Raw genomic sequence first — 23,029 nt, 5'->3', positions numbered from 1 at the left:
TCGCTTCAGCGCCGCGTTCGGTTCATGGGAATTTCTGCTCCAAGGACGGGTGGGCTCGCGCCGTCCCGACAGCGGCGATGAAAATTTCCGGAAACCGGCGCTGGCCAGGGCAAAGCTTGCGGGGTGACAGCGGCCAGCCGAGTTGCTATTTCCCGCGCATTCGTGACACCGGCGCTGACGCGCCGACCCTCCCCATCAAGGGGAGGGTGAGGAGCTAATCAATGCCCGACTTGCTTCTGGAACTCCGCTCGGAAGAGATTCCCGCGCGCATGCAGCGCAAGGCTGCCGGCGATCTGAAAAAGATGCTGACCGACGGTCTGGTCGAGGCGGGTCTGACCTACGAGGCGGCGCGCGAATACTGGACACCGCGGCGCCTGGCGCTCGACATCCGGGGGCTGACCGCGCGCTCGAAAGACATTCGCGAGGAGATCAAGGGTCCCTCGACCACGGCGCCCGAGCAGGCCGTGCAGGGTTTTCTGCGCAAGGCCGGCCTTTCATCGATCGCCGAGGCGCATGTCCATTCCGATCCGAAGAAAGGCGACTTTTATGTCGCCCACATTTCGAAGCCGGGCCGGGCGGCGGAAGAGATCATCGCCGAGCTGGTGCCGAGCATCATCAAAAACTTTCCCTGGCCGAAATCGATGCGCTGGGGGCCGGCATCGGCCAAGCCCGGCTCGCTGCGCTGGGTGCGGCCGCTGCAATCGATCGTCTGCACCTTCGGCCCGGAGACCGAAGAGCCGGTAGTGGTCGATTTCGAGATCGACGGCATCCGCTCCGGCAACGCCACCTACGGCCACCGCTTCCACGCGCCGGGCTTGATCACCGTGCGCCGCTTCGAGGACTACGTCGCAAAGCTCGAGGCGGCCAAGGTCGTGCTCGATGCCGACCGGCGCAAGGAGATCATCCTTCACGACGCTCGCAACATCGCCTTCGCCAATGGGCTCGACCTTGTCGAGGATGAGGGTCTGCTCGAGGAAGTCTCCGGCCTGGTCGAATGGCCGGTCGTATTGATGGGCGAATTCGAGGATGATTTCCTCACCATTCCCGCCGAGGTCATCCGCCTCACCATCCGCGCCAACCAGAAGTGTTTTGTGACCCGGCCGCATGGCGCGGCCGAAGACCTCTCCAATCGCTTCGTCCTGGTCGCAAACATCGAGGCGAACGATGGCGGCAAGGAGATCGCATACGGCAACGGCAAGGTGGTCAGGGCGCGCCTCTCCGACGCGCTCTATTTCTGGAAGACCGATCAGGGCGACCTGCCGGACCTCGACCAGCTAAAAGAGTCCGCGGCAAAGTTCGACCTGGATTTGACGAAGCCGCTCGACCAGCGCATGGCGCGGCTCGATCATCTCAACGTGACCTTCCATGCCAAGCTCGGCACCCAGGGCGAGCGGGTCGCGCGGATCAAGCGACTGGCCGAGGAATTGGCGCCGACGGTGGCGCAGTCGATCTCCCCCCTTGAGGGTGAGATGGCCGGCAGGCCAGAGGGGGTCGCTTCGGCTGATGCGACGCATTCTGGCCTTTCGAAGAGAGAAGACATTGGTACTCCACGCGAGACGACCCCCTCTGTCGCCTCCGGCGACATCTCCCCCTCAAGGGGGGAGATTACCACGCTTGTCACCCGCGCCGCGGTGCTTGCCAAGGCCGACTTGCCGACGGAGGTGGTCGGCGAGTTCCCTGAACTGCAGGGCGCCATGGGCCGCAAATATGCGTTGCTGCAGGGCGAGCATCCGTCAGTGGCCGCGGCCGCCGAGGAGCACTACAAGCCGCAAGGCCCTTCCGACCGCGTGCCGACCGATCCGGTCTCGGTGGCTGTGGCGCTCGCGGACAAGCTCGACACGCTCACCGGCTTCTGGGCTATCGATGAAAAGCCGACCGGCAGCAAGGACCCGTTCGCGCTGCGGCGCGCGGCACTTGGTGTGGTCAGGATACTGATCGAGAACCGCATTCGCCTGGAGCTGACTTCGATCTTCGCCAAGGCCTTTGCCAACTTCACGGGCGGCGCCGGCCAGATATCCGACCTCCTCGCCTTCTTTCACGACCGCCTGAAGGTCTATCTCCGTGACCAGGGCGCGCGGTACGACCTGATCGACGCCGTCATCACGCCGCAGTCCGACGACCTGCTGCAGATCGTCCGTCGTGTCGAGGCATTGGGCTCCTTCCTCGACAGCGAGGACGGCACGAACCTGCTCGCCGGCACCAAACGCGCCGCCAACATCCTGGCGGCCGAGGAGAAGAAGAAAACGCTGATCGCCGAGACTGTTGAGCCGGCGCTGTTCCGCGAGGACGCGGAAAAGAAGCTGTTTGCCGCGGTGAATCAGGCTGAAAAGGAAGCCGGCCAAGCGATTCAAAACGAAGGTTTTTCCGCCGCCATGCTGGCGCTTAGCGTTTTGCGTGAACCCGTTGATTCATTCTTTGAAGGCGTTCTCGTGAATGATGAGGACCAGGCAGTGCGCGCCAACCGGCTGGCGCTGCTTGCCCGCATCCGCGCCGCCACCGACCAGGTCGCCGATTTTTCAAAAATCGTCGGCTGACGGCCAAAAAGTCGCCGATCCGAAGCTGCCTGCGCCCCATAAGGCGCGGGCGCGCTTCGACAATTTCATGGCCCAAATTTAATGCGCCGGAGCCGGCTTACAGTCATATGACGATGACCTCCGCATGGGAGAACCAATGCATGTCGTCCAGAAGTGTTCAGCGATTCTGGAACAACGACATGCATCGAACAAAGACTTGAAGCGCGTCGCCTGAATTCACTTCAGCGTGACGCGCCTTAAGACGTTCCCCAACCACGGAGGCATGCCATGAATTCCGTTCACGACATCGATTTGACTGAAGAAACCCCGGCCGCCGCCGAGTGTATCGAGCCCGCTTCTGAAAGCCTCCTCGACCATGCCGCCGCGGCGGTCGAAGCCGCCGATCCGTCTGAAGACGATGAGGACGAAGGCGACGAGGAAGAAGCCGGCGACGAAGACAGCGACGACGAGGACGACGAAGACGCCGATGAGGAAGCCACTGCCTCGAGCGAGGACGAGTCGGACGACGAGGATGAGGACGACGAAGACGCCAAGGCCTCGGGTGATGACGAGGATGAAGACGGCGACGACGAAGACGAGTCCGACGATGACGACAAGGAAGAAGCGGCCTGAGCCGTTTCTCATCGCTTGAACAACAAAGGGCGGCGCGGTGAGCGTCGCCCTATTTTCGTCAACCCTTGTCTATCAGTCCTCCAGGATGCTGACGCGCACGCTGTCCGGATAGACGTCGACCTCGATCAGCGGCTCGCCATTGACGATGGCGCGCCGGGTCGCGCTGCTCATCGCGCCGCCGCGTTCCAGCATGCGCTCCAGTTGGGCGCGGTCATCATTGCCGCGGAACCATGGATCGCCCTGGTCGTCGGCGTCGCGCCGGCGGAACTTGTGCCAGTTGGCCCGGTCCTGCCGCACCATCTGCGCCGCGCTCCGCAGCGGGTAGCCGTCGCTGGCTTGATGGTCGCGTTCGGAAATGCGCGCAACATAGGAACCCAGCATGTCCTGAGCCTGGGCAGCGGCCGCATTCAGCGCCGACGCAGCCAACAGCCCGGCGACGATCATTGCTTTCGAACCCGTCATGAAATCCCCCTCTGAAAATCACCCTGTTGTGCACGAGCCGGATGACGGAAATCGGACAGCAACGAAAAGTCCACTCGGCTTGGCGCCCGACGCAACCGGGCCGCCGCGAGGGCCGGCCTACATTGCCTTGCCGACCGGCGGCAATGTCGAGGCGTTTTGCGGTTTGGCTTGCGGCTGCGATTGGCCGCCCGATGCATTGGCGGCCGCCTGGTTGTCGGCCGCTTTCGCCTGACCGTTGGCGGCCGTCGTGGCAGTGCCGTTGGGAGGCGTGGCAGCAGCCGGCGCGGCGCCGTTTGCCGGTGTCGTGGCAGCCGGTGCCGTGGTCTTGGCAGCCGCGGTCGCCGCGGGCGTTGCGAAGGCGCCGCCGACGATGCCGCCGCGAATGATCATCGGCGTCTGCGCGCGGCCATGCCCGGATTTCTCCGGGATCGCCGCGACCGTCTCGTCGGTGACGGCGGGTACTGGATCGCCGAGCGCCACCACCGACGGTGTCGAGGCAGCGGAGATCGGGCCAGGCTCGATCGCCGTCAGCCTGACCACGGATGGCGTCGAGGTCGCAACGCCAAGCACGACGATGGACGAAGCTTGCGCCAACCCGGTCGTCGCCAAAATGCCGATACCGACCATTCCCAGAGCAATTCCAGGAGAAGTGTGTAACGGTTGGGCTCGGCGACTTCGCCGTAGCCTTCCGTCCGGAAATGCGTCAAAATAAGGCATACGCATCACGAAAACTCCCCGAGCCCAACAACCGGAAATCCGCACCCTAGTGCGGGCGGATTGATGCCGGCTTGCGCGGAAACTTAACATTTTAGGGATTGATAAATCGCCAACGTCCGCCCTTGCCCCGCCTTCCCAGCCGTACTACGGGGACCGGCGTATCGATGATTGGTGATGAATTTGGCTGAGATACTTGCCGTCGGCGAGGCGATGGAGCGGGCGCTGGCGTTGCTCGAAGGCGGCGACGTCGTCGCCATCCCGACCGAGACCGTCTATGGGCTGGCGGGCGATGCCACCAATGGCGCAGCCGTTGCGCGGATATTCGAGGCCAAGGGCCGCCCGCGCTTCAATCCGCTGATCGCTCATGTCGCCGACCTCGCCATGGCGGAACGCATCGCCACATTCGATCCACTGTCGATGAAACTGGCCGAGGCCTTCTGGCCCGGTCCGCTGACGCTGGTGCTGCCGCAGCGCCCGGAAAACGGCATCCATCCGCTGGTCACGGCGGGGCTGGACACCATCGCGCTGCGCATGCCGAAAGGCTTCGGCGGCGAGCTGATCGCGAGGCTCGGCCGGCCGCTTGCCGCCCCCAGCGCCAATTCCTCCGGCAGGATCAGCGCCACGACGGCGCAAGCGGTCGCAGCCGATCTCGGCGAAAAGATCAAGCTGGTTGTCGATGGCGGCGCGACGCCGGTCGGCCTGGAATCGGCCATCGTCAAGGTCGAGGACGGCAAGCTGAGGCTGCTGAGGCCGGGCGGCATCGCTGCCGAGGATATTGAAGCTGCTGCTGGTGCAAAGCTCATGCGCGACGCTGCGGGCATCGAAGCGCCCGGCATGCTCGCCTCGCATTATGCGCCGGGCGCATCGATGCGGCTCAATGCCGATAGGGTCGCCAGGGGCGAGGCGCTGCTAGCCTTCGGCCGCGATCGTGCCGAAGGCTGGCAGAGTGCGGTGGCGGTGCGCAATCTTTCCGAGGCGGGCGATCTGCGCGAGGCGGCCACCAATCTGTTCGCCTATATGCAGGCGCTCGACCGCAGCGGCGCCGCAACCATTGCCGTCGAGCCGATCCCGCTCGAAGGCCTGGGCGAGGCGATCAACGACCGGCTCGCGCGCGCCGCCGCCCCGCGTGACAAGATCGCCTGAGCGCCATAGTTTGGGCTCCATGAACGATCAATCCGACGACCAGCCTTTCGATATCGATCCCGCCCTCATCGATCGCTTCGCAGCGATCGTCGGCGACAAATACGCGCTGCGCGACCAGGCCGACATCGCGCCTTACATCACCGAAAGGCGTGGCCTCTGGCACGGCCGGACATCGTTGGTGCTGCGTCCAGGCAGCGTCGAGGAAGTAAGCCGCATCATGCGGCTGGCGACCGAGAGCGGAACGCCGGTCGTGCCGCAGAGCGGCAACACCGGCCTGGTCGGCGCCCAGGTGCCGGACAAGTCCGGGCACGACATCGTGCTGTCGCTGTCGAGGCTGAACCGCATCCGCGAGATCGATGTGCTGTCGAACACGATCACCGCCGAGGCCGGCGTGATCCTGCAGACGCTGCAGGAAGCGGCCGACGCCGCCGACCGGCTGTTCCCGCTGTCGCTTGCCGCGCAAGGCTCCTGCCAGATCGGCGGCAATCTCTCCTCCAATGCCGGCGGCACCGGCGTGCTCGCCTATGGCAATGCGCGCGAGCTTTGCCTGGGCGTCGAAGTGGTGCTGCCGACCGGCGAGGTTTTCGACGATCTGCGCAAGCTGAAGAAGGACAACACCGGCTACGATTTGAAGAACCTCTTCGTCGGCGCCGAAGGCACGCTCGGCGTCATCACCGCCGCGGTGCTGAAGCTGTTTCCCAAGCCGAAGGGCAGGGAGGTCGCCTTCGTCGGCCTGTCTTCGGCTAAGGCTGCGCTGTCGCTGTTCACCCTGGCGACGGACCAGGCCGGCGTGGCGCTCACCGCCTTCGAGCTGATCGGCAAGAGGCCTTACGATTTCACGCTGAAGCATGGTCAAGGCATCACACGGCCGCTGGCCGACGACTGGCCGTGGTATGTCTTGATGCAGGTTTCTTCCGGCCGTTCCGAAGAAGACGGCAGGGCGCTGATCGAGGAGATTCTTTCGGCCGGCCTCGAGAAGGGCATCGTCGGCGACGCTGTGGTCGCGGCAAGCCTTGCCCAGGGCGATGCCTTCTGGAATTTCCGCGAGGTGCTGCCCGAGTGCCAGAAGCCCGAGGGCGCCTCGATCAAGCACGACATCTCGGTGCCGATCGCCTCGATCCCGGACTTCATCGAGACGGCCGCGGGCGCCGTCGCATCCGTCAGCCCCGGCGCGCGCGTCGTCTGCTTCGGCCATATGGGCGACGGCAATCTGCACTACAACATCTCGCGCCCCGAAGGCGGTGACGACGAGGCGTTCCTCGCTCTCTACCGCCCGATGAACAACGCCGTGCACGATGTCGTGCGCTCCTTCCACGGCTCGATCTCGGCCGAGCACGGCATCGGCCAGTTGAAGCGCGACGAACTGATCGCCACGGCGCCGCCGATGGCGATCGACCTGATGCGCCGGGTAAAGGCGGCCTTCGATCCGGCCGGCATCATGAATCCCGGTAAGGTTATCTAACTCTTCCCACATCTTGTGGCTGGTCGCATTCCGATAACCATGGCTGAGATCAGCAAAATTTAACCGACTTTCTTAAGCGCGGCGGTAAGAAGCGAGCACTAATGTTTCTCCCATAACGAGGCCGGAAAAACCGGCCCGGAGAGAACCGGAAAACGGCCCTCAGGAGAAACAGGAAGGCATTCGATGAACACTGGACTGAAGCCAGTCTGGGCGGGACGCAACATGCGTCTCGACCCGTTTCGCCTGCCGCAGATGGTGAGCTATGCCACGCGCGACGACTATGGCGATGTTACCTTCACCATCGATCAGCGTGGCGCGATCATCCGGCGCATGCTGGAGATGAGCGGCCTGCCGGCGATCATCGCGCTGCCCGCCAACGCGTTCCGCGGCGTCGCCGCCCGCGCCATGGAAGATCCGGACGGCAATGTCACGGTGACGCTGGAGCTTCTGCACAATGATCCGATGCTGTCGGTGCCGCTTCTGGTCGCCGACGATCTCGACGACGTCGCCGCCGACTGGCGCGCCTGGGCCGATGCCTATCGTCTGCCGATGCTTCTGATCGAGGCCGACGGCATCGCCCGCACGCTGGAGGAATCGCTCGGCGCCGCCATCAAGGCGCTGCCGCCGCAGGAACGCCGCAAGGGCCGTGTGTCCAACACGCGCCGCCCGCGCTTCCTCGCCCGCCGCAGAACCGGCAACCTTGGCCTGAGGCTCGTCATCGGCGGCGAGGAGATTATCGCGCGGGAGTAGCCTTGGCGCCTTTCCTTCTCCCCTTGTGGGAGAAGGTGGATCGGCGCGCAGCGCCGAGACGGATGAGGGGTGTTCCAGCGGAGTGAGACGCTGGCTTTCCCTGGAGCACCCCTCATCCGTCGCCTTCGGCGACACCTTCTCCCACAAGGGTGTTTGGACCGGGGACATCGCGAACAGGTGTGCGAAGACATCGCGAACAGTTTTGCGCGTTTTGCGCGAGGGGGTTCGGGATGCCATTCGAGGCCAGAAGCGTGATGAGCCAGAAAGAAGAGTTCGTGAGATTGGCGCTGGCGCCTGGCGCCAATGTGAGCGCGTTGTGCCGGCGCTTCGGCATTGGCCGGACCTGTGGCCACAAGTTGCTTTCGCGCTATCGGATGGAAGGGGCGGCCGGCCTGGCGGAGCAGTCTCGGCGACCACTGTCGAGCCCGGCACGCAGCGCGCCGGAGGTGGAGGCGGCAGCCGTTTCGGTGCGTGTGGCGCATCCAGCCTGGGGTGGGCGCAAGATCGCGCGGGTGCTTGCCCGCGAAGGCATCGGCACGCCGGCGGCCTCGACGGTCACCGGCATCCTGCGCCGCAACGGTATCGAGCTGGGGGCTTTGGGCGGCGGAGCCCAGCCTTTCATTCGCTTCGAGCATGCCGCCCCCAACCACCTGTGGCAGATGGACTTCAAGGGCCACGTTGCCTTGCGCGCCGGCCGGCTGCATCCGCTTACCGTGCTCGACGACCATTCGCGCTTCTCGATCGCGCTGTCGGCCTGCGCCGACCAGACCACCGAAACCGTAAAAGCCCGGCTGATCGCCGCCTTCCGTCGCTATGGCCTGCCGTGGCGCATCGCCACAGACAATGGTCCGCCTTGGGGCGATGGCGGCCGCAACGACTTCACCTTGCTCACCGTCTGGCTGATCGAGATTGGCATCGCCGTCAGCCACTCCAGGCCTTGCCACCCGCAGACGCTCGGCAAGGACGAGCGCTTCCATCGTTCGCTCAAGGCCGAGGCATTGCAGGGACCGCCCTTCGCCAATCTCGCCGAGGCTCAGGATGCATTCGACCAGTGGCGCCACGTCTACAACGCCCAGCGTCCCCACGATGCCTTGGGCGGCGGCGTGCCGCTCGATCGCTACCAGGCCTCGCCGCGCCAGTATCGCGAAACAGTCGAGCCGTTCGAATATGCCAAGGACGATCTCATCCGCCGCGTTCAGCAGCACGGCTTCGTCTCCATTCTCGGCCGAACCATACGCTTGTGCCGGGCCTTCGCCGGAAAGTCCGTCGCTTTCCGCCCCACCGCCACCGACGGCGTCTTCGACGCCTGGTTCAGACATCAGAAAATAGAAACCATCGACCTCAATGCCCTCGCCCGATAGCATGCAAAACTGTTCGCGATGTCTTCGCACACCTGTTCGCGATGTCCCCGGTCCAAACAAAGGGGAGAAGGGAACGCCCCGCTACACCAGCGGCTTCAACGCCACCCACAGCGCGCCGCCGATCAGCCCCAGAAAGATCAGCCAGCCGACCTGATTGTTCGACTTGAACAGCTTCAGGCACTGATCCGGATTGTCGATGTCGAGCCGGATGATCTGGCGCGCCATATGCGCGCCGGCAGCAATCAGGCCGGCCAGCGCCGGCATCGGCACCTGCGCCGAGGCGAAAGCGATGGCGAAGCAGACGAGCGTGCCGCCATAGAGCCCGACCAGCCAGGTCTTGGTGTTGTCGCCGAAAAGCCGCGCCGTTGAGCGCACGCCGACAAGGGCGTCGTCTTCCTTGTCCTGATGCGCGTAGATCGTGTCGTAGCCGATCACCCATAGGATCGAGCCGATATAGAGCATGATGGCCGGCCCATCGAGATCGCCGAACTCGGCCGCCCAGCCCATCAGCGCGCCCCAGGAGAAGGCCAGGCCAAGCACGAATTGCGGCCAGTTGGTGATGCGCTTCATGAACGGATAGACCGCGACGATCGCAAGCGAGGCGATGCCGAGCGGAATGGCGAAGCTGTTGAATTGAAGCAGCACCGCGAGCCCGACCAGCGCCTGGACGATCAGGAATGCCCAAGCCTGGCGCCGTGTCACCTTGCCGGCCGGCAGCGGACGCGAGCGCGTGCGTTCGACCTGGTTGTCGATGTCCTCGTCGGCGAGGTCGTTGTAGGTGCAGCCGGCGCCGCGCATGGCGACGGCGCCGACGAAGAACAGCAACAGGTACCAGGGCGCCGGCAGCAGCGTCAGCAGCGGATCGGTCGGGCGCGGATAGGCGCTTGCCGCAAGGGCCGCCGACCACCAGCAGGGCCACAAAAGCAATTGCCAGCCGATCGGCCGGTCCCAGCGCGCGAGCTGCGCGTAGGGCCACAGCCAGCGCGGCAGCACCCTGTAGACCCAATGGCCGCTCGGCGCATCAGCTACGCGGCCCTGGGCGGCTTTCGACTGGATGGTTTCCATGGATGCTGGAGTGGCAGCACGGATAGGCGTCGTCAAGCGGCAGCTAGAGCAATTCCAGGAAAAGTGTGAAGCGGTTTTCCGTCCGGAATTGCGTGAAAACAAAGAGATAGAGTGGTTCGCCGTTTCCGTGAAACGGTGAACCGCTCTAGTCGCTCAGCCGGTGAAAACATCGTGAGGCGGCAATGCCATTTCCGTCTGGACGAAAGCCGGCGCGCTCTTGTTCCCGTGTGCAACTGCCGCCAAATTGCCAAGACGCCTTGACCCGTCGCCCGCGGATCAATAGCGGGTTCAGGGCAGACATGATCGGCAGCAAGAGGTGGCCATGAACGTTCTTCTTCTCGGCTCGGGCGGCCGCGAACATGCGCTTGCCTGGAAGATCGCCGCCTCGCCGCTGCTGACCAGGCTTTATGCTTCGCCCGGTAATCCCGGCATCGGAAGCGTCGCCGAACTGGTCAAGCTGGACATTGCCGACCATTCCGCCGTCGCGGCCTTCTGCCAGGAGAAGAAGGTCGATCTGGTCGTGGTCGGCCCGGAAGGCCCGCTGGTCGCCGGCATTGCCGATGATCTGCGCGCCTGGGGCATCCGCGTCTTCGGTCCGTCCAAGGCGGCGGCGCGCCTCGAGGGCTCGAAAGGCTTCACCAAGGACCTTTGCGCGAAATTCAACATCCCGACGGCAGCCTATGGCCGTTTCAGCGACCTCGCCTCGGCCAAGGCCTATGTCGAGAAGACAGGCGCGCCGATCGTCATCAAGGCCGACGGGCTCGCCGCCGGCAAGGGCGTCACCATCGCCATGACGCTGGAGGAGGCGCTGGCCGCGCTCGAGGCCTGTTTCGAAGGTGCTTTTGGCGTCGCCGGCGCCGAGGTCGTGGTCGAGGAATATCTGACCGGCGAGGAGGCGAGCTTCTTCTGCCTCTGCGATGGCGCCACCGCGCTGCCCTTCGGCACCGCGCAGGACCACAAGCGCGTCGGCGACGGCGATACCGGCCCGAACACCGGCGGCATGGGCGCCTATTCGCCGGCGCCGGTGATGACGCCCGAGATGACCGAGCGCACCATGCGCGAGATCATCGAGCCGACCATGCGCGGCATGGCCAATCTCGGCGCGCCTTTCGCCGGCATCCTCTTCGCCGGGCTGATGATCACCGACCAGGGGCCGAAGCTCATCGAATACAACACCCGCTTCGGCGATCCCGAATGCCAGGTGCTGATGATGCGGCTGAAGGACGATCTGCTGGTCCTGCTCAATGCCGCGGTCGACGGCCAGCTCGCGCATATGTCGGCGCGCTGGAGCGACGAGGCGGCGCTGACCGTGGTGATGGCGGCGAGGGGCTATCCCGGCACGCCGGAAAAGGGCTCGGTCATCCGCGGTCTCGACGAGGCCGCGAGCGATGGCGTCGAGATCTTCCATGCCGGCACCGCCATCAACGGCGGCGCGCTGGTCGCCAATGGCGGTCGCGTGCTCAACGTCACAGCCCTCGGCGCCACCGTCGGGGAGGCGCAGAGACGAGCCTACGCCGCGCTCGACCGCATCGACTGGCCGCAGGGCTTCTGCCGCCGCGACATCGGCTGGCGCGCCGTCGAGCGCGAGCAGGCCGGCGCCTGATCCTTCAGGCCGCCTGGGTCTTTCTGCGCGTGCGCGCCCAGGCCGGCAGCCAGTCGCCGTGAGCGGCGATGAGGTCGTCGACCAGCGACCAGATCTGGTCGAGGTCGAGTTCGGCCGCGGTGTGTGGGTCCATCATCGCCGCATGGTAGATGTGCTCGCGGTCCTCGCTCATCAGCGCCCGCACCGTCAGTTCCTGGACGTTGATGTTGGTGCGGATCAGCGCCGTGAGCTGCGGCGGCAGGTCGCCGATATAGGTCGGTTGGATGCCGGAGGCATCGACCAGGCACGGCACTTCGGCCGCGCAGTCGAAAGGCAGCGAGGTGATGCAGCCATTGTTGCGGACATTGCCGTAGATCACCGACGGCTCCCCGGTCCACACCGAGTTCATGATCTCTGACGCATATTCCCTCGACTGCGCCACTTCGATCCGGTCGGCGGACCGATAGGCCTCGGCCTGTTTCTTCCAGCCTTCGATCTGTTCGATGCAGCGTTTCGGATATTCGTCGAGCGGGATGCCGTATTTCTCGATCAGGTCGGGGCGTCCGTCCTTGATGAAATAGGGCGTGTACTCGGCGAAATGCTCCGAGCTTTCGGTGACGAAATAGCCGAGCCGTGTCAGCATCTCGTAGCGCACCTTGTTCGGGCAGCGCGGGTTCCAGCCCGGCTTCGGCGCGCGGCCTTCGCGATAGGCGCGCACGAGGTCGGGATAAAGGTCGCGGTAGGAGCCGTCCGGCTGGCGATGCTCGAACTTCAGGTAGAAGGCCATGTGGTTGATGCCGGCCGAGCGGTAGCGGATCTCCTCATAGGGGAGGTCGAGGTCGTGCGCCAGTTCCATCGCCGTGCCTTGCACCGAATGGCAAAGGCCGACCTGCTTGATTTGGGGGTATTTCTCGGCGATCGCCCAAGTGTTGACCGCCATCGGGTTGACATATTGCAGCATGATCGCCTCCGGGCAGACGGCGAGCATGTCCTCGCAGATCTTCCACAGATGCGGCACGGTTCTGAGACCCCGCATGATGCCGCCGACACCGAGCGTGTCGGCGATCGTCTGGCGCAGGCCGTATTTCTTCGGCACCTCGAAGTCGGTGACGGTGCACGGCTCGTAACCGCCGATCTGGAACGCGACGACGACGAAGTCGGCGCCGGCGAGCGCCTTGCGCTGGTCGGAATAGGTTTCGGCCTTCGCCTTGACGCCGAGCGTCGCGATCAGCTTGTTGACGACGACGGCGCTTTCTTCCAGCCGCTGCGGATTGATGTCCATCAGCGCGACAGTCGCGCCCGACAGCGCCGGACGCTGCAGCACGTCGCCGACGATGTTCTTCATGAACACAGTCGAGCCGGCGCCGATGAAGGTGATCTTGGGATTTCTTGCCACAGTAAGCCTCCGGCACTCTAAGCCACGTCGAATGCGGCCCTGACGAGCCGTTCGGTGTAGGCGGTCTTGGGATTGGTGAGGACCTCGTCGACGGGTCCCTGTTCGACGATCTTGCCGTGCTGCATGACGATGACGCGGTGGCACAGCGCCCGCACCACCTTGAGGTCGTGCGAGATGAAGAGATAGCTCAGCCCTCGCTCGTCCTGCAGCTTGCGCAACAGGTCGATGATCTGCGCTTGCACCGAGAGGTCGAGCGCCGAAGTCGGCTCGTCGAGCAGGATGAATTCCGGCTCCAGCGCGATGGCGCGCGCGATCGCGATGCGCTGACGCTGGCCACCTGAGAATTCATGCGGGAACCGCGACAGGATATCGCCGGGCATGCCGGCGCTGACCAGCGCCTCGCGCACCCGCTCGATGCGCTCGCGCCGCGTCGCACCCAGCTTGTTGACGACCAGTCCTTCTTCGATGATCTGGCCGATCGTCATGCGCGGATTGAGCGAGGAGAACGGGTCCTGGAAGACGATCTGCATGCGCGAGCGCAGCGGCCGCATCTCGGCGCGCGTGAGACCCTCTATCGGCCGGCCGTCGAAACGGATCTCGCCGCGCTTGGCGTCCAGCAGCCGGAGCAGCGCCTGGCCGAAGGTGGTCTTGCCGGAGCCGGATTCGCCGACCAGCCCAAGTGTCTCGTGGCGGCAAAGTTTCAGGTCGAGATCGTCGACCGCGACCAGCTCGCGCCAGTCCGGTTTCAGGAATGTGCCGTGGCGCAGCGTGAAGCAGACGCGCACGCCGTTCGCCTCGAGGATCGTGCCGGACTTATCGGGCAGGGGCTTCGGCCGGCCATGCGGTTCGGAAGCGAGCAGCCGCTTTGTGTAGGGATGTTGCGGGTCGGCGAAGAGCCGCTCGGTGACATTGTGCTCGCGCATCTCGCCATGCTGCATCACATAGACATAGTCGGAGAACTTGCGCACCACCGTGAGGTCGTGGGTGATCAGGATCACCGCCATCCGCAATTCTTTCTGCAGATTGCGGATCAGATTGAGGATCTGCGCTTGCACCGTGACGTCGAGCGCTGTGGTCGGCTCGTCGGCGATCAGCACGTCGGGATCGTTGGCCAGAGCCATGGCGATCATCACGCGCTGCCGTTGGCCGCCCGAGAGCTGGTGCGGATACTGCTTGAGCCGCGCTTCCGGTTCGGGGATCTGCACATGCTTGAGAAGCTCGAGCGCCCGCGCCCAGGCTTGCCTGCGGCTCACCTTGCGGTGCACCCTGATCGCTTCGACGATCTGGCTGCCGACCGTGTAGATCGGGTTGAGCGAGCTCATCGGCTCCTGGAAGATCATCGAGATGCGGTTGCCGCGCAGCTTGCGCCGGGCGCGCTCCGGAAATTTCAGGATGTTCTGCCCGAGATAGTCGACGCTCGACCTCGGCGACACGGTCGCCCGCCGCGACAGCAGCCCCATGACGGTGCGCGCCGTCACCGATTTGCCGGAGCCGGATTCGCCGACGATCGCGATCGTCTCGCCGCGATAGAGCTGGAAAGAGACGTCCTTCACCGCCTCGACGATGCCGTGCTCGACCTTGAAGGCGACCTCGATGTTGCGGGCGTCGATGACGGGCTGGTCATGGCGGCCGTTGTGGTCGAGCCGGACGGCTGGTGCGAAGCTGTCGGCGAGCGCGATCGTCGTCATTCCTTGCACCTCAATAGGGATCGACGGCGTCGCGCAGGCCGTCGCCCAGCGCGTTGAACGCAAAAACGGTGATCAGCACGAAGCCGACCGGCGACAGGATCCACGGATAGGTGCCGATGACCGAATAGGTCGCGGTGTCCTGCAGCATCAGGCCCCAGGAGATCAGCGGCGGCTTCACCGCGAAGCCGAGGAAGCCGAGGAAAGATTCCAGAAGCACCACCGTCGGGATCGCCAGCGTCACGGCGACGATCACATGGCTCATCACATTGGGGAAAATATGCTGCATGATAATGCGCCGGTCGGTGGCGCCGACCGCCATGGCGGCGCGCACATAGTCGATCCGCGCCAGCGCCAGCGTCTTGCCCCGCACCTCGCGCGACATCTGCGCCCAGCCCAGCGCCGACATGACGATGATGACGAAGGCGAGGAAGACATTGGTCGGCGCGGTGACCGGAATCAGCGTCGTCAGCGCGAGATAAAGCGGCAATTGCGGGAAGGCGAGCACAAGCTCGACGAAGCGCTGCATCCAGACGTCGAACTTGCCGCCGAAATAGCCCGAGACCATGCCGACGGTGGTGCCGATGACGGTGACGATGAAGACGACGGTGAGCGCGATCATCAGCGAGACGCGCGAGCCGTGGATGGCGCGCGACAGCACGTCGCGGCCGAACTTGTCGGTGCCGAGGAAATGGACCGGCTGGCCATCCATCGAGCCGAAAAAATGCCGGTTCGCCGGGATGAGGCCGAAAAGCCGGTAGGGCGCGCTCTCGACGAAGAAGCCGAGCAGCCGCGGATGGTCGTAATCCGGGCCGACGATCGGCTGGAAGGTGACCGGATCGAGGTCGGCCGATTCGGCCAGCGCATAGATCCTCGGCCGGGCGACGAAATTGCCGTCCTTGTCGTGGAAGCTTGGCACCTCCGGCGGCGCGAAGGCGATATCGGTCGCCTTGGGGTCCAGAGGCGCCAGGAATTCCGCGAAGACCGCCATCATCAGCAACAGCACGACAAGGCAAAGCCCGGCCATACCGGTCCAGGAGCGCCTCAGCCGGCGCCAGACCAGCGCGATGTAGCTTTCATTGCCGTGTGCGGGCTGGCTCACCGCTCCTTCGGCCGGCGGTGGGGGTGAAGGGTCGCGCGCCAGCATCTAATGTTCCCCGAACTGGCGCACGCGCGGGTCGAGAAGGGCGAGCAGCATGTCGGCGATGATGTTGCCGACGATCAGCGTTGCCGACAGCACCATCATGAAGGTCGCCGTCACATAGACGTCGCCCACCGCCATCGAGCCGACGATCGCCGGGCCGACGGTCGGCAGCGCGAAGATGATCGCCGTCTCGATCTCGCCGGTCAGCATGTAGGGCAGCACCACGCCCTGATACATGACCAAAGGATGCAGCGCGTTGGGCACGGCATGGCGCATCACGACCGCGCCGCCGGTCAGGCCCTTGGCTTTCGCCGTCTCGATATATTGCGCGTTGAGCGTGTCGAGCAGGTTGCCGCGCATGACGCGCATGTTGTAGGCGAGGCCGCCGAAGGTCGCGATCGCCACAACCGGCCAGACATGTTTCACCAGGTCGACGAACTTCGCCCACGACCATGGCGCGCCGCCATATTGCGGCGAGAAGAACGAGCCGATCTCCGAGACGTTGAACTGGAAGACCAGGAGATAGACGATGATCAGCGCCATCAGGAAGCGCGGCACCGTCATGCCGAGGAACGAGATGGCCGAAAGCGTGGAGTCGATCCAGGAATACTGCCGGGTCGCCGCCCATATGCCGAAACTTATGCCCAGCACCGAAGCGAGCAGATGGCAGACCAGTGCCAAAAGCAGCGTGCGCGGCAGCCGCTCGCCCACCACGTCGGCCACCGGCTTGTTGTAGTAGAGGCTGTAGCCGAAATCGCCGCGCGTGACGATGCCGCCGATCCAGTTGAGATACTGGACGGGCAATGGCTTATCGAGGCCGTGTTCGACACGGTAAGCCTGAGCCTGCGCTTCAGCCTCGGCGTATGAGGCGCCGCCCTGGTTGATCAACTGCGAGCGGATATAGTCGGCGTAGTCGCCCGGCGGCGCCTGGATGATGGCGAAGGTGACGAGGCTCAAGATGGCGAGGACGGGAAGCGCCGACGCTATGCGCATGAGCAGGAATCGCAACATCGGATCGTCCGCTTCCTTTCTGCCCGGTCGCTCCCTGGGCGTCACCGGAGATTTGGCTTTGTCCGGCCGCGCCAGCTGGCGCGACCGGAGTTCTCTTCGTCAGGGAGGTTAACTAGTTCATCGGCCCCTTGTCTCCGGGCTTGCCGGGAAGCTCCTCGGGGAAGAGCTCATATTTCCCCTGCTTGTCGGCCGCGACGAAGACGCGTTCGCGTATGATCGAATCCTCGGCCCAGTTGAACATGAAGATCGGTGTTCCCTGCGGGATGTTGGAGAAGCGCTTGTTGACGATCAGCGCGCCTGGATATTCCGTCAGGCCGACATTGTAGACATTTTCCGTCGAGATCTTCTGGAACTTCTTCATCAGGTCGGCGCGCTGATCGTTGTCCTGCGTCGAAACGAACTTGTTGACTATGTCGACGAGGTCTTTCTCGAAGGGCATCAGGTCGACCTCGCCGTTTTCCGGCGCGCGATGGTTCCAGCTGGTCTTGGGGCCGACCGGCGCGAGTTGCTCGGTGTTCTGTACCACCGACGTCAGCTCGGTGTCGTTGCGCCGGATCAGCCAGTCGAAGCGGCCGGAATATTCGGCGGCGTCGCGCTGGGTGCCGTTGAGCCCGTTGAGCACGACCCGTAGCCCAAGCTTTTCCATCTGGGCGACCACGCCCTCGGCGAGGCTCTTGTCGGTCGTGTAGTCGTTGTTGACCAGCATCACGATCTCGACATTCTTGCCGCCGGCGGTGCCTGCCGGGAAGTTCACGAAGCCGTCGCCGTCCGTGTCCTTGAGGCCGGCCTTGGCAAGCTCGGCCTTGGCGCCTTCGAGATCGAAGGGATAGTAGACGGTCGACTTGCGGTCATAGAAGCTGGTGCCGGATGAAAAGCCGCCGGGATAGATGGCGGTGAACGGTCCCTTGACCAGGGAATCGCCGAGCGCCTTGCGATCGAACGCCATGGTGACGGCCTTGCGGAAGTCCTCGTTGCGGTTCAGTTCGCGCAACGCCTGGCCGCGCTCGTCCGGGTTGCCCCAGCCATTGGCGGAGAAGTTGAAGCGCAGATTGTAGCCGATGAGGCGCGGGCCGAAGGCAAGGCGCGCGGGCGCGTTCTTCTCAGCGGCACGCTTCAGCGAGGCGACGAAGTTCTCCGGCTGCTCGAGATTGGAAAAGTCGCCCGAGCCCGCGACCGCCTGGACATCACGGTCGGCCCAGGTCGACAGCTTGTATTGCAGCTCGTTGAGGTAAGGCAGCTGGTTGCCCTTCTCGTCGACCTTCCAATAGTAAGGGTTGCGCCGCATGACGATGATGTCGTCAGGCCGGTATTCGACCGGCACCCAGGCCCCCATCACCGGCATGTTCATGAATTCGGGCGGGAAGGCGTTCTTGAACTGGTCGTAGGTATTCTTCGAATATTTCGGATGCTGCGGCTTCAATATGTGCGAGGGGCCGGGGCAGAAGGTGCCGTAGGCCATCGCATAGAGATATTGCCTCGGGAACGCCTCCTTGAAAGTCCATTCCACCGTGTAGTCGTCGACCTTCTTCAGCGTCGTACCGACGCCGAAGGTTTCGGGCGTCGCGCCGTTCAGCGGCGAGACGTTCGGGTCGACGACCTCGTCATCCCAGTAGAACATGACATCATCGGCGTTGAAGGGCACGCCGTCCGACCATTTGGCGCCTTCGACGAGATGCATGGTGAGCTTGTGGCCGTCCTTCGACCATTCCCAGCTCCTGGCGAGGTTCGGCAGAGGCTCGGTGTCCTTTGCATCGACCTGGAACAGTGGCGCGGTGCGTGTCAGGCATTCGGAAAGCGCGATGTCGATGCCGCCCCAGCCTTGCGTCTGGCCGGCGCCGTAGTTCCAGCCTTCCGGCCTGCCGCCGATGACATGGCGCATCGTGTCGCCATAGACGCCGATGCCGTCCGGCATGTTGGCCGTCTTGAAGACCAGCGGCTCCTTGGGCAGCCGGTCCTTGAGCGGCGGCAGCTTGCCGGTCTTGACGTATTTCTCGGTCACCCAGTCGGGCTCACGATATTCGGGCAGCGCTTTGAACTTCAGGATGGAGTCGCGCGCCACATACTTGATTTTGCCTTCGGCCGGGAACGTTGCCGGCTGCGGCGGCACCGTCGGCTCGGAAGCGATAGCGGTGAGTGCCGGAACTGAAACGCCGAGCATCAATCCGGCGGCAATGCCAATTCTGCGTAAGGTCCTCATTGTCTCCTCCCACATGATCAGGACTTGTTCTGCTTTCGGCCCGTTATTCCAGACGGCTGAACTGGCAGACCCGCCTCCCGGGGCCGCCTCCATGCACGAGCTTCAGCCGGCCTGTTTGAGTGCCGCCTTTTCGGCGCGCAATTCCTCGATCGAGCGCACGCTGCGCCGCGCAGCCCCCGCCCATTCGCGGGTCTTGACCCTGGACTTCGAAAGCCGCTCCTTTGCCGCCGGAACAGCATTGGCGTATTGCGGCAGCCATGCGGCCTGGGCGACGACCATCTCGTCCACCATCTGCCAGACCTCCTCCGGCGTCGACACCGCGCCGACCAGCGGGTCGTGCAGCACGGCGAGCTTCAAGAGGTCGATGTCGCCGGCGATCGCCGCATGCACCGACATGCGCTGGACGTTGATCGAGGATATGCAGGTGGCCGCGCATGCCTCCGGCAGCGTGATGCCGGCGGCCATGTTGATGCCGAAGCGGTCGACGAAGCCGGGCGACTCGATGATGGCGTCCTGCGGCAGGTTGGTGATCACGCCGTTGTTCTTCACGTTGAAATGGCCGCGATAGACGCGGTTGGTCTCCAGCGCCTCCAGAATGTGACTGGCATGCTCGTTGGAGCGTTTGGCTGGGTCGATCGGCTTCGACGCTGCTTCGAGGAACTGCGGATATTCCGTCTCGAACCAGTTGCGGGTCTCGGTCGAGTAGCGGAGGTAGCCGCCGGTCTCGCCGTGGATCCAGTCGGACATGTCGATCCAGCGCGTGATCTCGTCGGGGCGCTTGCGGTACCAGGGCAGATATTCCGACAGATGCCCGTTGCTCTCGGTCGAATAGACGCCGAAGCGCTTCAGCACGTCGATGCGCAGCTTCTCCTGCTTCGAATAGACTGGATGCGCTTCGAAAGCGGCGATCAATTCGTCCTTGCCGATCGGCCGGCCGTTCAGCCGCAATTCGATGAACCAGGTCTGGTGGTTGATGCCGGAACAGACATAGTCGAGTTCCTTGGGCGATTTCGCGCCGAGCACTTCGGCGATCTGCTCGGCGCCGTGCTGAACGCCGTGGCAGAGGCCGACCGTGTCGACCTTGCCATATTCGATCGCGGCCCATGTGTTCATCGCCATCGGGTTGGCGTAGTTGAGGAACTTGGCGTCGGTCTCGGCGACCGCGCGGATGTCCTTGCAGAAGTCGAGGATCACCGGGATGTTGCGCTGGCCATAGAGGATGCCGCCGGCGCAGATCGTGTCGCCGACGCACTGGTCGATGCCATATTTCAGCGGAATACGGATGTCGTCGGCATAGGCTTCGAGGCCGCCGACGCGCACGCAGCTGATGACGTAGCGTGCGCCCTCCAGCGCCTTGCGGCGGTCGGTCGTCGCTGTCACCCTGGTCGGCAGCTTGTTTGCTTCCACGATCCGGTCGAGGATCGCCTTGATCATCCCGAGATTGTGCTCGCTGATGTCGGTCAGCGCGAATTCGATGTCCTTGAATTCGGGCACGCACAGAATGTCGGTGAACAGCTTCTTGGTGAAACCGACGCTGCCGGCGCCAATGATAGCGATTTTGAAACTCATCACCTTCACCTCGATGCAATCGAATGTTAGGCAAGGAGCAGCAAGGGAGGATATGGCCGCACGCCAGCGCGCGCATGCTATTCAAAGCCGGAAATCCGGCTTTTCTCCTCCCGCCCGCTCCTCGACCGCGGGTCTTTCCCGTTCTTGAGGAGCCGGATTATGCGCTTATTCGCAGGCGCGGCCAGAGAAGGATTATGCTTTCGAGGGTAATTTTGTGCTGCAGGACCTGATCGCCAACGGAAAGTTGATGCGGACGATTTCGCTGCCGCGCGGCCGCCAGCGTCTGCATGCCATGCCGACCAGCACGGGCTACGAGCTGCGCGAGGACGAGACCTACGATTGGGACGGCCGCAAGCGCGGCCAGACGCCATTCACGGTTCTCCAGCATACGATCAGCGGCACCGGTCAGTTGCGCTACGAGAGCCGCAATTACCGCCTGCAGGCGAACGACACGCTGCTGGTGCTGGTGCCGCACAACCATCGCTACTGGCTGGCCAAGGGCGACCGCTGGGAATATTTCTGGATCTCGATGAACGGCGAGGAGGCGCTGCGCATCCACAAGTCGATCCTCAGTGTCTCGGGGCCGGTATTCCGGCTGCAGCCGGCGACCATCGATCACCTTGCCGATTGCAGTCTGCGCCTCATCAAGGGAGCCGCTTCGCCCGGCGCGGCTTCGGCGATCGCCTATGAAGCGGCGATGGCGCTCTATGACGATATCTTCGGCTCGCATGCCTTCACCGAAAAGCAGAGCGCCATGCAGCCTGTCATCGACCACATCAACGCCAATCTCGACAAGCCGCTACCGGTGGCGGATCTGGTAGAAATCAGCGGCCTCAGTCGTGCCCATTTCTCGCGCTGCTTTGCCGAAAGCGAAGGATTGCCGCCGGCCGAATTCGTGCTGCAGCAACGGCTGCAACGTGCGGCGAAGCTGCTCACCAAAGCGGATTTCCTGCCGGTCAAGGAGGTTGCGGTCCTCTGCGGCTTCGAAGACGCGAACTACTTCTCCAAGGTCTTTCGCCGCTGCTACGGCATCAACCCGACGCAGTTTCGCACCACCGGCATGTATGCCAGTCGCGGCAACCATCGCTGAAGGGCAGTTGACCTCGAATGGTCAGTGGCGGGGTCGATCGAGTGTCGTCGATGCGGTGCTGACCGGGTCGGCTGCCGCGAAGGCTGCGTCGATCTGTTCGGGCGTTCGCTGCCCGGCTCGCATCCACGCAACATACTGGACGATGCCGAAGCTCGGGCGCTGCGGCACGGTCTTCACCACCGGCATGCGGAAGCCGTCGCGGAATTTATCCCAGCGCGCGCCGAGCACCGCCACCATCTCCTCGAAAGTCGGTGGCGTCGCGACGTCGGCATAGGTGATGGTGACCTTGCCGGCCAGCGCCGCTGCGCGCGGGACCGGCACCGGGATCGAGGCGAGGTAATCCGCCGGCACGTCGATCAGCCCGCCGAAGGCCCATTGCTGGCGCAATTCGTCGGCTTTCATCGGCGCGACGCTGACGTCGATGTCGTTCGGCGTGCCGGGCACGCGATAGGGGCAGCGGAAACGGCCGCAATTCGCCTGCGCCGAGAACTGCCAGAGCGCGTAGCCCTGCCAGTTGCCCATCGGGAAATGCACGCCGATGTCCGGCTTGTAGCGGGCGTACCAGAGCGGCAGCCGCGACAAGAGCCGATAGGTGTAGCGGTTGTCGGCGATGTACTGGGCGGTCTTGCCATTCGAGTAGAGCACAGGGAAACGGCCGAGGCGGCGGTGCACCTGGCGCACGAATTCTTCCGCGTCCTCGAGCGACATCCATTGCGCGGGATCGTTGCCCTCGAGATCGAGGGCAATGAGATCGTCCGGCGCGGGCTCGGCGAAATCGATGAAATTGTTGGCCTGCTCGACCGGGTTGCCGGGCCGGGCAAGATGATAGGCGCCCCATTTCAGGCCGAGCGCCTTGGCCACCACCTTGCGCGTCTGGAACAGCTCGCGCGTCACCGCGTAGCGCTTCCACAGCGCCTTGCAGAGCTTGACGTCGGTTTCGCCGCCGAAGCAGAAATAGGGCGGCGGCAGCCCGTCGGAGGCCTTGTTGATGAAGCCGACGACGCGCTTGTCGGTAGCGAGCTCAGCCCAGTCGATGGAATTGTATTCGTAGGCGTCGATCACCAGCGCGCGGTCGGCGTTCTTCCAAGGCTCGGAGAAATCCGAGGCCTGTGCCGCCGTGCCCAGCGCAACCGCCGCCGCGAGAAGCGCCAGGCGGCGAAGAGGGCGCGCCGGCTGTTTCAATCAGGGTGTCCCCACTGACCAGGGGACGATCCTGAACCGCTATGGTTAAGGAAGTGCTTTCAAGGCC

19 protein-coding genes are annotated in these 23,029 nt (G+C 64.2%); 9 read left to right on the top strand and 10 right to left on the bottom strand.

All coding sequences use genetic code 11. The features are described 5' to 3' along the window. Nucleotides 1-221 precede the first annotated feature (221 nt). Together glyS and EJ070_RS36575 are read left to right on the top strand one after the other, a co-directional pair. The gene (gene glyS, locus EJ070_RS34245; RefSeq protein ID WP_126095285.1) at nt 222-2,534 is read left to right on the top strand and encodes a glycine--tRNA ligase subunit beta; all 2,313 of its coding nucleotides are present in this window, start codon (nt 222-224) and stop codon (nt 2,532-2,534) included. A gap of 267 nt (nt 2,535-2,801) precedes the next feature. Continuing rightward, nucleotides 2,802-3,146 (top strand): ATPase, encoded by a 345-nt coding sequence (locus tag EJ070_RS36575; RefSeq protein ID WP_189350250.1) that lies wholly within the window; start codon nt 2,802-2,804, stop codon nt 3,144-3,146. A 72-nt stretch (nt 3,147-3,218) separates the two neighbouring features. Here the strand turns inward: EJ070_RS36575 and EJ070_RS34235 are convergent, their stop codons facing one another. Both EJ070_RS34235 and EJ070_RS34230 read right to left on the bottom strand, forming a co-directional pair. Beyond that, on the bottom strand, nt 3,219-3,608 hold the full coding sequence (locus EJ070_RS34235) for a hypothetical protein (RefSeq protein ID WP_126095284.1): 390 nt from the start codon (nt 3,606-3,608) through the stop codon (nt 3,219-3,221). Between the two features lie 117 nt (nt 3,609-3,725). Then, nucleotides 3,726-4,235 carry a hypothetical protein gene (locus EJ070_RS34230; protein ID WP_126095283.1) on the bottom strand — a complete coding sequence of 170 codons (510 nt, stop codon included), beginning with the start codon at nt 4,233-4,235 and terminating at the stop codon, nt 3,726-3,728. A gap of 270 nt (nt 4,236-4,505) precedes the next feature. Between EJ070_RS34230 and EJ070_RS34225 the strand changes: the two genes are divergently transcribed. The 4 genes from EJ070_RS34225 to EJ070_RS34210 all read left to right on the top strand — a co-directional run bounded on the left by EJ070_RS34225 (nt 4,506) and on the right by EJ070_RS34210 (nt 9,041). Next, nucleotides 4,506-5,468, top strand: coding sequence for an L-threonylcarbamoyladenylate synthase (locus EJ070_RS34225; RefSeq protein WP_126095282.1), 963 nt, complete (start codon nt 4,506-4,508; stop codon nt 5,466-5,468). A 19-nt stretch (nt 5,469-5,487) separates the two neighbouring features. Beyond that, nucleotides 5,488-6,930, top strand: coding sequence for an FAD-binding oxidoreductase (locus EJ070_RS34220; protein WP_126095281.1), 1,443 nt, complete (start codon nt 5,488-5,490; stop codon nt 6,928-6,930). Nucleotides 6,931-7,113: 183 nt separating this feature from the next. Beyond that, nucleotides 7,114-7,680 (top strand): DUF6101 family protein, encoded by a 567-nt coding sequence (locus EJ070_RS34215; protein WP_126095280.1) that lies wholly within the window; start codon nt 7,114-7,116, stop codon nt 7,678-7,680. A gap of 230 nt (nt 7,681-7,910) precedes the next feature. Next, the gene (locus tag EJ070_RS34210; RefSeq protein WP_126091168.1) at nt 7,911-9,041 is read left to right on the top strand and encodes an IS481 family transposase; all 1,131 of its coding nucleotides are present in this window, start codon (nt 7,911-7,913) and stop codon (nt 9,039-9,041) included. 81 nt (nt 9,042-9,122) lie between these two features. Here EJ070_RS34210 and ubiA read toward each other — a convergent pair whose 3' ends face one another. Continuing rightward, on the bottom strand, nt 9,123-10,106 hold the full coding sequence (gene ubiA / locus EJ070_RS34205; protein WP_126095279.1) for a 4-hydroxybenzoate octaprenyltransferase: 984 nt from the start codon (nt 10,104-10,106) through the stop codon (nt 9,123-9,125). On the opposite strand from ubiA, the gene EJ070_RS36570 reads away from it, so the two are divergent. Continuing rightward, the gene (locus EJ070_RS36570; RefSeq protein WP_189350248.1) at nt 10,105-10,245 is read left to right on the top strand and encodes a hypothetical protein; all 141 of its coding nucleotides are present in this window, start codon (nt 10,105-10,107) and stop codon (nt 10,243-10,245) included. The two genes, ubiA and EJ070_RS36570, sit on opposite strands and share 2 nt — an antisense overlap. Nucleotides 10,246-10,428: 183 nt before the next feature. Next, nucleotides 10,429-11,709: a phosphoribosylamine--glycine ligase gene (gene purD / locus EJ070_RS34200; RefSeq protein ID WP_126095278.1), complete on the top strand. Its 1,281-nt coding sequence runs from the start codon at nt 10,429-10,431 to the stop codon at nt 11,707-11,709. A 4-nt stretch (nt 11,710-11,713) separates the two neighbouring features. Here purD and EJ070_RS34195 read toward each other — a convergent pair whose 3' ends face one another. The 6 genes from EJ070_RS34195 to EJ070_RS34170 all read right to left on the bottom strand — a co-directional run bounded on the left by EJ070_RS34195 (nt 11,714) and on the right by EJ070_RS34170 (nt 20,690). Continuing rightward, complete coding sequence (locus EJ070_RS34195) at nt 11,714-13,084, bottom strand: alpha-glucosidase/alpha-galactosidase (RefSeq protein ID WP_126095277.1); 1,371 nt, start codon at nt 13,082-13,084, stop codon at nt 11,714-11,716. 17 nt (nt 13,085-13,101) lie between these two features. Beyond that, nucleotides 13,102-14,772, bottom strand: coding sequence for an ABC transporter ATP-binding protein (locus EJ070_RS34190; RefSeq protein WP_126095276.1), 1,671 nt, complete (start codon nt 14,770-14,772; stop codon nt 13,102-13,104). A 10-nt stretch (nt 14,773-14,782) separates the two neighbouring features. Next, nucleotides 14,783-15,916 (bottom strand): ABC transporter permease, encoded by a 1,134-nt coding sequence (locus tag EJ070_RS34185; RefSeq protein ID WP_126095275.1) that lies wholly within the window; start codon nt 15,914-15,916, stop codon nt 14,783-14,785. Further along, complete coding sequence (locus tag EJ070_RS34180) at nt 15,917-16,924, bottom strand: ABC transporter permease (protein WP_126095274.1); 1,008 nt, start codon at nt 16,922-16,924, stop codon at nt 15,917-15,919. It abuts the gene before it with no gap. Between the two features lie 112 nt (nt 16,925-17,036). After that, nucleotides 17,037-19,121: an ABC transporter substrate-binding protein gene (locus EJ070_RS34175; protein ID WP_126095273.1), complete on the bottom strand. Its 2,085-nt coding sequence runs from the start codon at nt 19,119-19,121 to the stop codon at nt 17,037-17,039. A gap of 102 nt (nt 19,122-19,223) precedes the next feature. Then, complete coding sequence (locus EJ070_RS34170) at nt 19,224-20,690, bottom strand: alpha-glucosidase/alpha-galactosidase (protein ID WP_126095272.1); 1,467 nt, start codon at nt 20,688-20,690, stop codon at nt 19,224-19,226. A 247-nt stretch (nt 20,691-20,937) separates the two neighbouring features. Here EJ070_RS34170 and EJ070_RS34165 point away from each other — a divergent pair, with 247 nt between their 5' ends. Next, on the top strand, nt 20,938-21,780 hold the full coding sequence (locus EJ070_RS34165; protein ID WP_126095271.1) for an AraC family transcriptional regulator: 843 nt from the start codon (nt 20,938-20,940) through the stop codon (nt 21,778-21,780). A gap of 21 nt (nt 21,781-21,801) precedes the next feature. Here the strand turns inward: EJ070_RS34165 and EJ070_RS34160 are convergent, their stop codons facing one another. Next, entirely contained in the window at nt 21,802-22,962 is a 1,161-nt protein-coding gene (locus tag EJ070_RS34160) for a glycoside hydrolase family 25 protein (RefSeq protein WP_126095270.1), read from the bottom strand. Between the last annotated feature and the right edge of the window lie 67 nt (nt 22,963-23,029).

The organism is Mesorhizobium sp. M1E.F.Ca.ET.045.02.1.1 (assembly GCF_003952485.1).
In the GTDB taxonomy this organism is placed as follows: Bacteria; Pseudomonadota; Alphaproteobacteria; order Rhizobiales; family Rhizobiaceae; genus Mesorhizobium.
Note: the sequence above shows the minus strand (reverse complement) of the source record. Positions and strands in the feature narration are given on the sequence as shown.

Bases quoted from the DNA above. Each gene is read 5' to 3' on its own strand.
- glyS (WP_126095285.1), top strand. From the start codon at position 222: ATGCCCGACTTGCTTCTGGAACTCCGCTCGGAAGAGATTCCCGCGCGC.
- EJ070_RS36575 (WP_189350250.1), top strand. From the start codon at position 2,802: ATGAATTCCGTTCACGACATCGATTTGACTGAAGAAACCCCGGCCGCC.
- EJ070_RS34235 (WP_126095284.1), bottom strand. From the start codon at position 3,608: ATGACGGGTTCGAAAGCAATGATCGTCGCCGGGCTGTTGGCTGCGTCG.
- EJ070_RS34230 (WP_126095283.1), bottom strand. From the start codon at position 4,235: ATGGTCGGTATCGGCATTTTGGCGACGACCGGGTTGGCGCAAGCTTCG.
- EJ070_RS34220 (WP_126095281.1), top strand. From the start codon at position 5,488: ATGAACGATCAATCCGACGACCAGCCTTTCGATATCGATCCCGCCCTC.
- EJ070_RS34215 (WP_126095280.1), top strand. From the start codon at position 7,114: ATGAACACTGGACTGAAGCCAGTCTGGGCGGGACGCAACATGCGTCTC.
- EJ070_RS34210 (WP_126091168.1), top strand. From the start codon at position 7,911: ATGCCATTCGAGGCCAGAAGCGTGATGAGCCAGAAAGAAGAGTTCGTG.
- EJ070_RS36570 (WP_189350248.1), top strand. From the start codon at position 10,105: ATGGATGCTGGAGTGGCAGCACGGATAGGCGTCGTCAAGCGGCAGCTA.
- ubiA (WP_126095279.1), bottom strand. From the start codon at position 10,106: ATGGAAACCATCCAGTCGAAAGCCGCCCAGGGCCGCGTAGCTGATGCG.
- purD (WP_126095278.1), top strand. From the start codon at position 10,429: ATGAACGTTCTTCTTCTCGGCTCGGGCGGCCGCGAACATGCGCTTGCC.
- EJ070_RS34190 (WP_126095276.1), bottom strand. From the start codon at position 14,772: ATGACGACGATCGCGCTCGCCGACAGCTTCGCACCAGCCGTCCGGCTC.
- EJ070_RS34185 (WP_126095275.1), bottom strand. From the start codon at position 15,916: ATGCTGGCGCGCGACCCTTCACCCCCACCGCCGGCCGAAGGAGCGGTG.
- EJ070_RS34180 (WP_126095274.1), bottom strand. From the start codon at position 16,924: ATGTTGCGATTCCTGCTCATGCGCATAGCGTCGGCGCTTCCCGTCCTC.
- EJ070_RS34175 (WP_126095273.1), bottom strand. From the start codon at position 19,121: ATGAGGACCTTACGCAGAATTGGCATTGCCGCCGGATTGATGCTCGGC.
- EJ070_RS34170 (WP_126095272.1), bottom strand. From the start codon at position 20,690: ATGAGTTTCAAAATCGCTATCATTGGCGCCGGCAGCGTCGGTTTCACC.
- EJ070_RS34165 (WP_126095271.1), top strand. From the start codon at position 20,938: ATGCGGACGATTTCGCTGCCGCGCGGCCGCCAGCGTCTGCATGCCATG.